The organism is Mesorhizobium sp. WSM3864 (genome assembly GCF_002294955.1).
Taxonomy (GTDB): Bacteria; Pseudomonadota; Alphaproteobacteria; order Rhizobiales; family Rhizobiaceae; genus Mesorhizobium.
Genome location: NZ_NSGD01000025.1, coordinates 42,705 through 54,951, shown reverse-complemented (window position 1 = coordinate 54,951; position 12,247 = coordinate 42,705). Strand labels below are relative to the sequence as shown.

The following is a 12,247-nucleotide window of genomic DNA, read 5'->3' as shown; positions in this document are numbered from 1 at the left end:
TCGCTTCACCCGCCCAGCAGGGCACAACCCAGGCCGGAAACGAACTCAAAACTGGATAGAAACTGGGGGCAACGTCAATTGCGGTAGGATACACGTCGTTTGTCGACTGGGAGAGGTTTACGTCGTCGTTGGGGTGCAGCCTTGCGTAATCGCCAATTTTGGCGCCGAGTTTGATCAGGGCCAGGTTGGTCACAACCTCGTTGAGGTTCATGTTTGTCGACGTACCGGCCCCTCCCTGCATCATGTCAACCGGGAAGTTTTCTTCGATCCCCTTCAGTTCGATGATATCGTCGCACGCATCTGAAATAGCCTGGGCCTTTTCGGGCGAGAGCAGTCCGAGTTCCATGTTTGCAAGACAAGCAGCCTTTTTCACCATCGCCATCGACTGGATGAACTCGGGAAAATCCTTCAGCCGCAGCCCGGACACATCGAAGTTCTGTTCTGCTCGACGGGTGTGCACGCCATAGAGCACGTGGCCCGGTACAGCGAGCGGTCCGATCAGATCCGTTTCGATACGGTCGGCAATCATGGTTGCTAACTCCGCTCAGCCAAGACCTCGGGCGTCACCCACGCAGGTGCAAGATTCACAAGTCTGGATACTAAGATGAGGTCCTCACGACCGGCTGATGACGGCGCCAGCCTTGATGGCGAGCGCCGCGATAGTCAGTGCCGGGTTGACGGCCGCGGATGTCGGAAGCACAGAAGCGTCGGTTACATAGAGGTTTGCAATTTCGTGGGAACGGCAATCAGGCGACACAACCGACGTCTCCGGATCGCTTCCAAGCCTGGCAGTGCCACACTGGTGCGAAGTCGTCTTTCTGCCGAAGGTTCGAGTAAGAACGATGGGGAAGCCCGCCCTTCGCATCACACCTCGCGTCCTGCGGATCAGCAGCTCGTGCGCTCGCATGTTACTGCGAACCCAATGCATGACGATGCGGCCATTCTGAACCGTGACCCGGCTCTCTGGATTGGGCAGGTCCTCGCTGGTCAAGAACCAGCCATAGCAATTGCGGGCTATCAGCCCCGCCAGCCACCGTGGCAGCAAGGGCGCGTTCGCCTTGAGGATGTTACCCGTGATATGTCCAAGCAATTGCACGTTGCCAAGCGGGAAACCTGTTTCCGGATCGGCGTTATAGAAGTCGTTGAATGCCAGGGTCTTCTGGTAGACCGACGTATTGGCCGACCGCGGATCGATCGCCAGCATGGCGGTGGTGTTGTGGTTCATGAAGTTGCGGCCGAGTTGGTCGGAGCCGTTGGCCAGCCCGCGCGGATGCGCGGCATTCGCCGACCGCAGCAAGAGTGCCGCGCTTTGGACCGCACCAGCCGCAACGGCGAAGACGCCAGCGCTGATCCGCCGCTCAACTCCATCCTTGAAAAACACCGCGGCAGTCACCTTGCGACCCGTCGGATCGGTTTCCAGCCGTACGACACTGGCCCCGGTCACGAGACTGACGTTGCTGCTGTTCAACGCGGCAGTCAGCGGTCCAACTTCGGCGTCGATCTTGCCGGAACCCGTGTTGGGAAACGCATCCCACCCGGTCTTTGCGCGGCGAAGCCACTCATTGATGTCGATAGCCAGGGGAAGGCTGGCTGGATGGATCCCCGCCTCTTTCAAGCGAGCGCGCACGGCCGCTATGGCCGGCTCGTCGGGTACCGGCGGAAAACGGTAAGGACCGGTGCGCGGCGGCTCGGTGGGATCCTGCGTGGGGTCACCCCGCACCTTGAAAATCGCCTCGGCTCGCTCGTACCAGGGCTCGAGCTCCTCGTAGGTGATCGGCCATCCAGGCGAGGCGCCGTCCATGTGCGGGCGGGGGGAGAAATCCTCAAGCCTGTAGCGGTACATCACCGCGCCGAAGAATTTGGAATTGCCTCCAACATAGTAATAGTTGCCGGGCAGGAAAGCCTGCCCATCGTCGCCGAGCCACTCTTCGGTCGAACGGTAGAAGCCCTTGAGAAATATCGCCCGGTCGTCGCGCGCCTGGGGCGCGTCGCGCAGGTGCTCGCCACGTTCCAGAATCACGATGCGCCTGCCGGTGCCGGCCAGGCTATGGGCCAGGGAAGCGCCTCCTATGCCTGACCCGATAATGACGATATCAGCTGTTTGATCCACTTCGATGCCTCAGTCTATGCGTTGCTCATTGTCGGCATCGAACAGCACGATCTTGCCAGTATCGACCGCGAGGGTCGCCGAAGTGCGGGCTGCCACGGCCCTTGGCGGCACACGAGCTGTGACTTCGACCCCGCCTGCCTGGAAAAGAGCAAGCGTATCGGGGCCCGTAGGCTCGACAACGTCGATGTTTACCGTCACCGCTTGCGCGGCTTGCTCGCCGGCGACGCTGAACAACTCCGGACGAACGCCCAGCAGAATACTGCGCCCAGCGTATTTGGCTGCCGCTTGTGAAGACAAAGGGATGCCTGAGAGGCGGGCAGCCGCCCCACCTGGGACGTCGATCACCGCGACTGGCCGACCGTCTTCCACGTCAAGTCTCGCCGGAACGATGTTCATGGAGGGCGAGCCCACGAACTTGGCCACGTATACGTTCGCCGGCCGGTCGTAGACCGACTGCGGATCGTCAAGGTGCTGGACCACGCCGTCCTTCATCACGGCAACGCGCGTGGCGAGCGTCATCGCTTCGATCTGGTCATGCGTGACGTATACGATTGTGGTTCCCAATCGTGCATGAAGACGCTTGATCTCGGTTCGCATGTCGACGCGCAACTTGGCGTCCAGGTTGGATAAAGGTTCGTCGAACAGGAACAGCTTGGGTTGGCGCACGATCGCGCGCCCCATTGCCACGCGCTGGCGCTGGCCTCCCGAGAGTTGCGAGGGCTTCCTGTCCAGAAGATGCGTCATCTGGAGCAGGTCGGCCGCCGTCTTGACCGCCTTGTCCCGCTCGGCTTGCGGCACGCCGCGGATCTTCATGCCGAACTCGATGTTCTGGCGCACGGTCATCGTGGGATAGAGGGCGTAGGACTGGAACACCATGGCGATGTCCCTGTCTTTCGGCGACAGGTCGTTGACAACCCTGCCGGCGATGCGGATTTCGCCACCTGAGATGTTCTCGAGGCCGGCGATCATGTTGAGCAGTGTGGACTTGCCACAACCCGAAGGGCCGAGCAGCACCAGGAAGTCGCCGGTGCCGATGGAGATACTGACCTCCTTCAGGACTTCGAGGTCACCGTAGAGCTTGCGGGCCCGATCGATTTCAAGCGTTGACATAGCACTAGCCTTTCACGGCGCCGGCGGTTAGACCGCGCACGAAGTAGCGTCCAGCGACGACGTAAACGAGAAGCGTGGGGATGGCGGCAATCATGGCGGCCGCCATGTCGACATTGTATTGCTTGCGCCCCATTGTCACGTTGACGATGTTGTTCAGCGCCACGGTGATCGGCGATGATTGCCCTGCGGTGAACGACACGCCGAAAAGAAAGTCGTTCCAGATCTGCGTGAATTGCCAGATGCAAGAGACCACAATGATGGGGAGCGCGGTCGGCAACATCACTGAAAAGAAGATCCGGAAGAACCCAGCTCCATCGATCTGCGCCGCGCGGGTCAGTTCGTCCGGGATGGTGATGAAATAGTTCCGGAAGAACAGAGTCGTGAAGCTGATGCCGTATACCGTGTGAACCAGCACGAGACCGGGAATGGTACCCGAAAGGTGCAAGCGACCCAGCAGTTGCGCCATGGGCAGGATAACGGCCTGGAACGGCAGGAAGCAGCCGAACAGCAACAATCCGAATATCGCGTTCGCGCCGGCGAAACGCCACTTCGTGAGAATATAGCCGTTTATCGCGCCTATCCCCGTGGACAGGATGACGGCGGGCACAACCATCAGGATGGAATTGATGAAGTATGGCCGCAGTCCCGTGCAGGCCGTGCCAATGCAGGCCTCCTGCCATGCCTTGTTCCAGGCTTCGAAGGTGATCGCCTGGGGCACCCCGATGAAGGAGCCGCCATAGATTTCATCCAGCGACTTGAGCGAGGTGACGATCATCACCCAAAGCGGCATCAGGTAGAAGGCGGCGAGCGCGATCAGCGAGCCATAGATGAACAGGCGGCCGATCTGGTGTGAACGACGCGCCGAGCGTGCTTCAGTGCGCATTGCGGTCCTCCCTCAATTCCGAATAGAGGTAGGGAACGATGATGGCTGCGACCGTCATCAGCATCATAATGGCGCTGGCGGCACCTACGCCCATCTGGTTGCGCCTGAAGGTTGCGGCGAACATGAAGGTGGAGGGCATTTCGGTGGCGCTGCCGGGCCCGGCATTTGTGAGGGCGAGCACCAGGTCGAAGCTCTTGATCGAGATATAGCTCAGGAGGACGATGACGCTCAGGAATGCTGGGCGCAGCATCGGCACGATGACGCTGAGGTAGATTCGCGGCAGGCTGGCTCCCTCGATCTGCGCGGCCTTGATGATCGAAGTATCGATCGCTCGCAGCCCGGCCAGGAAAATGGCCATCGCGAACCCCGTCGATTGCCAGACCGCTGCGATCACCACGCAGTAGATTGCAAAGCTTGGTTGTGTGATCCAGTCGAAGACAAAACCGGTCCAGCCGAGCTCGTTGACGACCTTCTGCAGGCCGAGGTCCGGGTTCAGGATCCATTTCCAGGCTGTGCCCGTGACAATGAATGACAAGGCCATGGGATAGAGGTAGACGGCTCGCAGGAAGCCCTCCGCCCTCACCTTCTGGTCGAGCAGAATCGCGAGGAACAAGCCCAGCGCGATGGTGATCGCCAGGAATAACGCCGTAAAGATGAAGAGATTGGCGACTGCAGTGTGCCAGCGCGGGGTCGACCACAAACGGACATATTGCTCGAGCCCGACGAAGTCGAACTTCGGGACCATCTGGGACGAAGATAGCGAGATCCAGGCCGTCCAGACTATGAAGAGATAGACGGCAATCAGAACGGCCAGCAGGCTGGGCGACAGGACGAGCCGCGGCAGCCATAGGTCCAATTTGTTTTTGAGCGACATGGGACTGACCAACCTCGCTATTGCCGAGCATTGTTGCGGACGGTGTCCCCGCCGGCACGATTGCCGGCAGGGCTTTGATGGCTTGGACTAGCGGGCGTTGTTGATCCCGTCGACCAGGGCCTGAACAGCATCCTTGGACGACATGTCGGTGACGAAGAATTTGCCGACGACGTCGGTGAAGACGCCGGCGAATTGAGGCTGGGCAGCAAAGCCTTCCGTGAGGCCGCCGAGCATCGCGCCGTTCTTCACCGCCGCCTCACGGTCAGCATAGCTACGCTTCGCGCAGTCATCGAAACTGTCGACCGGAACGTCGGAGCGAGCCGGGATCGAACCCTTGATCAGGTTGAACTGCTTCTGCACCTCGGGATCCATGATCGATTCTGCCCAGGCGTCCTGGCCTGCTGTGGTCACGGCATCATCGACCTTGAACATGCCAAATGCGTCGATCACGAACTTGAAGTTGGGCTTGTCGGTCGGCGTTGGGAAGCAGAGGAAATCGACGCCGGGCTTGAGGCCCTTGGCAAGGAACTCGCCTTTGGCCCAGTCGCCCATGACCTGCATGGCGGCCTTGCCATCCGCGACCATGCCCGTTGCGACGGCCCAATCACGCCCGGTGAAGCCGTCATCGACAAGTCCGCGGACCTTCCTAAGCTTGTCGAACGTCGCGATCATTTCGGGGCTCGAAAGAGCGCCCTCGTCGAGGTCGATGACTGCCTTCTTGTAGAATTCGGGCCCGTTCACGTCGACAAGGATTGCCTCGAAGACCTCGAGGATCTGCCAGCTCTCGTCACCCATGGCGAGCGGGACCACACCGGCGGCCCGGAGCTTGTCTCCGTCGGCGATCAGCTCATCCCAAGACTTCGGTTCCTTGATGCCGGCCTTGTCGAAAACGGCCTTGTTCGCCCAAAGCCAGTTCTGCCTGTGCATGTTGATCGGCACGGAAATGAAGTCGTCTCCGTTTTTGACGAATGCAAGCAGCTGCGGGGCGAGCGCCTTGTCCCAACCGTTCTTGGTGTAGAGATCGTTGAGAGAGCGCAGGACGCCCTGCTTGCCCCAGTCGAGCCCTTCATAGCCAAGGAACTGCATCGTTGCCGGGGGGTTCCCGGCGGCAAGACGCGTGCGCAATGCCTGCAGCGCGTTGGCGCCGCTGAGACCGCCGACCGCGCTATCTTCCCAGGTGTAACCCTTGGAGGCCAGCTTATCGGTGATGACCTTGAGCGCTTTGACCTCGCTTTCGGACACCCAGTGATGAATGCCTTCGACCTTGCCCTTGCTTTCTGCCATTGCCGCAACCGGCATGAAGGCGATCGAGGCGGCTAGGATGGTGGTGAGCTTCATTGTAGTTCCCCTTGTTGCTTGCGTTGGTGGCTCGATGATCCGGCTCGATCCTGTGGGGCGCGTGCCGGGCGTGTTGCGCATCAGAGCGGTTCGGCTGCCGATGCGTATGGAACGTTGCGCCGGCCATAGCGGCGGACGCGGATGTTGGACTGCTCGGCGTGGCCGGCGAAACCTTCCATGATGCAGAGGCGCGAGCTGTACTGGCCGACCAAGGCGGACGCCTCATCGGTCTCGATCCGCTGGTAGGTGCAGGTTTTAAGGAACTTGCCGACCCACAGACCGCCTGTGTATCGGGCTGCCTTGTTCGTAGGCAGCGTGTGGTTGGTTCCGATCACCTTGTCGCCGAAAGAGACGTTGGTGCGAGCGCCCAGAAACAGAGCGCCATAGTTCTTCATCCTCTCAAGGAAATAGTCCGGATCACGTGTCATGACCTGCACGTGCTCGGAGGCAATGCGATCCGCTTCCGCCACCATCTCATCCAGCGTGTCGCACAGGATGATCTCCCCGTAGTCTTCCCAGGCTTTGCCGGCGACAGCCGCAGTCGGCAGGATTTTGAGCAAACGCTCGATCTCATCGAGGGTATCGCGGGCAAGTTTCTCAGAATTGGTGATCAGAACGGCGGGAGAGTTGACGCCGTGCTCCGCCTGGCCAAGCAGGTCGGTCGCCACGATCTCACCGTCGACACTGTCGTCAGCAATCACCAAGGTCTCGGTCGGACCGGCGAACAGATCGATGCCAACTTCGCCGAACAGCAGCCGTTTCGCTTCGGCGACGTAGGCATTGCCGGGGCCGGCCAGGATATCCACGGGAGCGATCGTCTCAGTGCCATAGGCCATGGCCGCGATCGCCTGGACACCGCCAAGGCAATAGATTTCGTCCGCGCCCGCAAGGGCCTGGGCGGCGACGATCTTGTCGGCGATCTTGCCTCGAAACGGCGGAGCGCAAGTGATGACGCGTTCGCAGCCTGCCACGCGAGCGGTCAAGACCGTCATGTGAGCAGAGGCAAGCAGCGGATATTTGCCGCCCGGTACATAACATCCGACATTCTGGATCGGTATGTTCTTATGCCCCAAAATTACGCCTGGTAGCGTCTCGATCTCCAGATCGCGAAGTGTGGCCCGCTGGGCTTCGGCGAATTTGCGTATCTGGTCCTGGGCGAAATCGAGATCCTCGCGCTCGCGTTTGCTCAACGCGTTGATGCATCCGTCAATCTCAGCCTTGGTCAGGCGATAGCTGTCGCGGTCGAACTTGTCGAAGCGGATGGACAATTCGCGCACTGCCGCGTCGCCCCCTTTCTCGACTTGCGCCAGCAATGCCTGGACTGTCGCGGTGACTGCGGGCTGGCCATCGTCTGCGACACTGCCTTTGGCGGGCTTGACCGTGCGTATCATGGCAATAACTCTTGGTTTGCGGGCGCTTGCGCGCCGCATCATCAATGTGGTGGATGGCGACATGCGAGGGCGGCGCATGACCAACCCTCGCGTCAATTTTGCTAGAGGTGCTGTTCGCGTGCACGCATCTGGGCGTAAGCAGCCTGCTCTTTTTCGTAGTAGGCTGGCGAGGGGAAATCCCACCAGCCGGTGGCGAACGGCCCCGCAGCGTCACGCGACACGATGACTTCGACGAGAGCGGGCCCGCCGCATTCCAAGGCTGCCTTCAGGCTGCTTTCGAGATCTTCATCCTTCTCGACTTTCCAGGCCTCGAGCCCGAACGCGCGCGCTGAAGCCGTGATATCGGCCGAATAAGGCTGACCATTGCCCGAGTGATGGTTGAATTCGGAAGCAATGTGACGGCCCATGAACTTGCGCTGACCGCCTCGGATCGACATATATCCCGAATTGTTCAGCACGAGGAAGACCACATTGATGCCGTTCATCGCGGCAGTACCCATTTCGGGCAGCGACATCATGAAGTCACCGTCGCCAACGATCGCCACGACTTGGCGGTCCGGGCATGCGAGCTTTGCCCCCAACGCCGCCGGCACCGCCCAGCCCATTGGCGAATAGGAGCCCGAGGTCAGGTGGGTGCGAGGCTCGTAGACAGGGAAGCTTTGCTTCACCGAGCCCTGGGTATTGCCCGAACCGACAACCACAATACCGTTGCGATCGAGTACCTTGCGCAAAGCGACCAGCGGGCGCTGGGAGGTGAAAGGCGTTTCGCGGCTGTTTTCGCGCGGCGACACCTGAGCGATCCAGTCCGCCTTGGCCTTCTGAACGTCGGCCAGGAACTGCTCGCGTTTGCCCAGAGCCTTCTTAGCATCGCCCTCCGAGATGAGGGCCAGGATCGCCTCCAAGGCCACCTTTGCGTCTGATACGATCCCCACCTCGGTCGGATAGGTCTTGCCGATCTCGCGCGGGTCGAGGTCAATATGGATCAGCTTACCTGGAGGGATCGAGAACGAGACGCCCTTGGCGAAGGAAGATGCCGACCAGTCGGTGAAGCGGCAGCCGACCGAAACGACCACATCTGCGGAAGCAGTGATCTTGTTGCCGCAGGTCGTGCCGGTCTGGCCGACTGCTCCAATGAAGAGCTCGTGATCTTCCGAGATGGCGCCCTTGCCGTTCCAGGTGATCGAAACGGCGGCGCCGACGCGCTCGGCCAGACGCGTCAGTTCGCTCGACGCGTTGGCCGTGATCGCACCGCCACCGGCGACGATGACCGGGCGTTCGGCACTCAACAGGACCTTGACCGCGGCCTCGATCGCGCTCGGATCGGGATAGGCCACGCCAATGGGAAGGCGCTTTTCCAGCGGATGAATGGTGACATCGGCCGCTTCGACCTGAACGTCCATCGGCACCTCGACATGCACGGGACCCGGGCGGCCGGTGAGCATGGCGTTGAAGGCGCGATGCATAATGCTCGGCAGGACCTGCACGGACTGGGCTTGCCATGCCCGTTTTGTCACCTGCTCGGTGATGCGCGGGAAAGCATTGTCCTGTTGGCGCTCGATCTCCTGCATGGTGCCATGGCCGTGCATGTAGGTCTGTGGCGAGCCGGAGACGTAGAACAGCGAGGTGGAATCGCAATAGGCTGTGGCGAGGCCAATAATTGTGTTGGTCGCACCTGGCCCGACCGATGTCGAACATGCCATTGGCCGGCCGCTTGCACGGAAATAACCGTCCGCCATGTGAACGGCGCTTTGTTCGTGCATGACCTGGATGAAGGGCAATTGCGAGCCTTCCTCCAGGAAGGCATCGAACAGAGACCAGATGCCATGGCCGGGAACACCAGCCACGTATTCGACGCCATATTCCTTGAGCGCTTTCGCGACGATCTGCCCGCCGGTCAGTTTCATTGTTCGACCCTCTTGTCTTTGTTGGCGAGGCGATTGTGGATATGCTCCTCGTCCATGCGCCTAGTAAGCAGTCATCTGGGGCTGCGCGACAAGTTCGCAGGGTAGCTTTAATAGACGCGATGTGACGCGCTGAGAAAGAAGCATTGCGACATATGGGATCGGTCAGTTCCCGTGGGCTGCGAACTCAGCCGCATAGCGGGCTCGTTTTTAATCGGAAGCCATTTTGCCCCCTTAGCAGCGAATTTGGCGCAATGTGACGCGACCGGAACCTTAGGTCGCGCACGAATTCGGGCTGCCGCGCAGTTCCCCCTCGGCATGCGATATGTCTTGATTGCGCGGGTAATCGGCTCGCGATGGTGAAAGCCATGAGCAACCAGAGTGGTTATCGGGGCCTGGCGCCGCAGAGCCAGCGAGGCTCTATGCCACCGTCATGATCCGGCAGGGACCTGGCATTGGACATAATCCGGTAGTCAATCGACGGGCACAGCAATGACGACGAAGCGCAACCAGCTAATTCTGCATGCTCTCGTGGCGCGACACGGCACGCTGGCCCTAGATGTGGATATTGCGCGCGAGCTCGGCTTCGACGGACTGGAAGCCTCTGGGACCAAGATCCGCGCTTTTCTGGATGCCGGGTTCACTTTCCAGGAGCTGCGCCGCTTGATCGATGACATGTTCATTCCAGGCATCGGATTTCTTCTCGATGTGGAGCGCCACGGCAATGCCCGCAAAGCATTGCTGAAGGACGCGGAAGAGTTGATAGAACTCGCCGTCTCGGTTGGAGCGAAGGGCATTCAGGTCATCACCGGTCCAATCAGTCTCGCGGCTCTCGATCCCGAGGCCAGCAAGAGGCACCCGGATCTTTACCGAGGCGTCGTCGGGCTGCCGATCGAGGAGCAGATCGACATCACGGCGTCCGGGCTGGCAGCCGTCGCCGACCTCGCTGCTCAACGCAACCTGGTCATCTACCATGAGGCGCTGTCCTGGACCCCACTCAATACGATTGACAGGCAGCTTCTGACCATAAGGAAAGCGGCACGCGACAACATACGCGTCGTCGTCGATTTCTGGCACTGTTACACGTCCGGCGACGGCCCGGAACGCATTTCGCAATTGGACAAAGACCTCATCTACGGAGTTCACATTTGTGACTCTCTTGCGTTCAGCGGTGGCATCCCTAACGAGCCTGTTCTTCGCGACGTCGAAACCGGCAAGGGCGTATTGAACCTGAGAGAGTGGGTGGCTGCAGTGAAATCCACCGGCTACGACAGCTGGTGGAGTTGCGAGTTGTTCTGCAAAAAGCAGCACCAGATGGACAGCTACGATGTGGCGCGCGAGTTGAAAATCCTGATGCAGGATCTTGTCGGCTCCTAGTCTTGAGCGATCCGTCATCCGGCAACATCGGACCGACGGCTTGCGAAAGATTTTGTCGCAGTCCTCAGGCTATTCGGTGGATAACTGTGCCTTGGCGTCGAAACGGTTCGAGGGTCTCGGCATCAAGCTGGCGCCCAGCGAGCATATGGTCGATCGCGTCAGGTCCCGAAACCTGAAAGGGGGCGGTTTTCGCGATGCTCTCGGCCGTAGCGACAACTACTCTCGCGGCGCTTCGGCGGCACATAACGCGCTTGATTTCGGCGTCGGGAAGGTCGAAGGCGGTCAATCCGACGGAAGCATGGACCGCGCAATCGGCGACAAAGAACATGTCGGCGTTGAACTGCTCCAATTGCGAAAGGGCGGTAGTTCCAACAGAGCATCCCTTGTCCTGGTCGTACAAGCCGCCCAAAAGAACGACGCTCGCTTGACGATGCCCTTCCAGCGCAGTCGCGACAAGTAGGGAATTCGTCACAATCGTTAAAGACATGTCGCGGGGTAAGGCGCCGGCGAAGGCAAAACTGAGGGCTCCATGGTGCATCATGATCGTTGCGCCGGATTGTACGAGTTTCGCTCCGGCAGCAGCCAGCGGTGCGAGATCCATGGTCGAGGACCTCGACCGCTCGGGCCCGGTCTTGGCCTCCGATGCCCTTGCCAGCGCTCCGCCATAGACCCTGCGGCAAAGTCCGGCTCTGGCAAGATCGCGTAGATCGCGGCGCACAGTGTCTTCAGAGACACGAAATTCAAGAGCCAGCGCGTTGGCCAGGACCTTGCCATGCTCCGACAGTCTGTCGCGAATGATCGCTTGGCGTTCTTCAGCAAGCATTTCCAAACATCCTTAGGACCCGGGCAACTTTCAATTCGGTTCCAGCCCAGCGGATATAAATCCCAAGCGCCTCATGCCGCAATGTCGTCGTGAACAGACATCACGCTTGGCCTACGACAGGGGCGCGCGCTGCGGGCGACGACGCCAGTCGATCCTGCCGGCGAGCTTTGGAATGCACTTCAGGATCGGTAGAACCGGCTCGCGACCAATCCGCAGCTCATCATGCCTGACGCCCCCGCTGCATGCGGAGATGCTGCGCTTTTGGCGTGGCGCCGGCGCGTCTTGTGGAGCGACTATGATGTCGGTGCGGCTATCGCGATAGAGCGCTCGGCTCTCATTCCGATCGAACGGCATCAACGGTCGCATCACTGTGCGTCACTGATTGGAGCCGTGCGAAATTGTCGCTCGATTGAGCGAGTGGGAGGATGCCTTCAATCGTG

General features: G+C 60.2%; 10 protein-coding genes. 1 reads left to right on the top strand and 9 read right to left on the bottom strand.

Annotation, left to right across the window (positions count from 1 at the left end; all coding sequences use genetic code 11):
• The 8 genes from CK215_RS27795 to CK215_RS27760 form a co-directional block, all read right to left on the bottom strand.
• Positions 1-529, bottom strand: a 529-nt coding sequence (locus CK215_RS27795) for a lyase family protein (protein ID WP_245418849.1), incomplete at its 3' end; no start/stop codon positions are given.
• 84 nt (positions 530-613) lie between these two features.
• On the bottom strand, positions 614-2,110 hold the full coding sequence (locus CK215_RS27790; RefSeq protein ID WP_095832829.1) for a GMC family oxidoreductase: 1,497 nt from the start codon (positions 2,108-2,110) through the stop codon (positions 614-616).
• A gap of 9 nt (positions 2,111-2,119) precedes the next feature.
• On the bottom strand, positions 2,120-3,220 hold the full coding sequence (ugpC, locus tag CK215_RS27785; protein ID WP_095826377.1) for a sn-glycerol-3-phosphate ABC transporter ATP-binding protein UgpC: 1,101 nt from the start codon (positions 3,218-3,220) through the stop codon (positions 2,120-2,122).
• A 4-nt stretch (positions 3,221-3,224) separates the two neighbouring features.
• On the bottom strand, positions 3,225-4,103 hold the full coding sequence (locus CK215_RS27780) for a carbohydrate ABC transporter permease (protein WP_067330598.1): 879 nt from the start codon (positions 4,101-4,103) through the stop codon (positions 3,225-3,227).
• Positions 4,093-4,977, bottom strand: a complete 885-nt coding sequence (locus CK215_RS27775) for a sugar ABC transporter permease (RefSeq protein WP_095799992.1) — start codon at positions 4,975-4,977, stop codon at positions 4,093-4,095. The genes CK215_RS27780 and CK215_RS27775 overlap by 11 nt, the downstream gene beginning before the upstream one ends.
• 87 nt (positions 4,978-5,064) lie before the next feature.
• On the bottom strand, positions 5,065-6,315 hold the full coding sequence (locus CK215_RS27770; protein ID WP_095832828.1) for an ABC transporter substrate-binding protein: 1,251 nt from the start codon (positions 6,313-6,315) through the stop codon (positions 5,065-5,067).
• A gap of 80 nt (positions 6,316-6,395) precedes the next feature.
• Entirely contained in the window at positions 6,396-7,706 is a 1,311-nt protein-coding gene (gene hisD / locus CK215_RS27765) for a histidinol dehydrogenase (protein ID WP_095832827.1), read from the bottom strand.
• 101 nt (positions 7,707-7,807) lie between these two features.
• Positions 7,808-9,610 carry a thiamine pyrophosphate-binding protein gene (locus CK215_RS27760; protein ID WP_095832826.1) on the bottom strand — a complete coding sequence of 601 codons (1,803 nt, stop codon included), beginning with the start codon at positions 9,608-9,610 and terminating at the stop codon, positions 7,808-7,810.
• A 489-nt stretch (positions 9,611-10,099) separates the two neighbouring features.
• Here CK215_RS27760 and CK215_RS27755 point away from each other — a divergent pair, with 489 nt between their 5' ends.
• On the top strand, positions 10,100-10,984 hold the full coding sequence (locus CK215_RS27755) for a sugar phosphate isomerase/epimerase family protein (protein ID WP_095832825.1): 885 nt from the start codon (positions 10,100-10,102) through the stop codon (positions 10,982-10,984).
• 64 nt (positions 10,985-11,048) lie between these two features.
• On the opposite strand, the gene CK215_RS27750 is transcribed toward CK215_RS27755, so the two are convergent.
• The gene (locus tag CK215_RS27750; RefSeq protein ID WP_095832824.1) at positions 11,049-11,807 is read right to left on the bottom strand and encodes a DeoR/GlpR family DNA-binding transcription regulator; all 759 of its coding nucleotides are present in this window, start codon (positions 11,805-11,807) and stop codon (positions 11,049-11,051) included.
• Positions 11,808-12,247 lie beyond the last annotated feature (440 nt).

What these genes read in the sequence shown, in the direction of transcription:
- ugpC (WP_095826377.1), bottom strand. Translation starts at nt 3,220, where the DNA reads ATGTCAACGCTTGAAATCGATCGGGCCCGCAAGCTCTACGGTGACCTC.
- CK215_RS27780 (WP_067330598.1), bottom strand. Translation starts at nt 4,103, where the DNA reads ATGCGCACTGAAGCACGCTCGGCGCGTCGTTCACACCAGATCGGCCGC.
- CK215_RS27775 (WP_095799992.1), bottom strand. Translation starts at nt 4,977, where the DNA reads ATGTCGCTCAAAAACAAATTGGACCTATGGCTGCCGCGGCTCGTCCTG.
- CK215_RS27770 (WP_095832828.1), bottom strand. Translation starts at nt 6,315, where the DNA reads ATGAAGCTCACCACCATCCTAGCCGCCTCGATCGCCTTCATGCCGGTT.
- hisD (WP_095832827.1), bottom strand. Translation starts at nt 7,706, where the DNA reads ATGATACGCACGGTCAAGCCCGCCAAAGGCAGTGTCGCAGACGATGGC.
- CK215_RS27760 (WP_095832826.1), bottom strand. Translation starts at nt 9,610, where the DNA reads ATGAAACTGACCGGCGGGCAGATCGTCGCGAAAGCGCTCAAGGAATAT.
- CK215_RS27755 (WP_095832825.1), top strand. Translation starts at nt 10,100, where the DNA reads ATGACGACGAAGCGCAACCAGCTAATTCTGCATGCTCTCGTGGCGCGA.
- CK215_RS27750 (WP_095832824.1), bottom strand. Translation starts at nt 11,807, where the DNA reads ATGCTTGCTGAAGAACGCCAAGCGATCATTCGCGACAGACTGTCGGAG.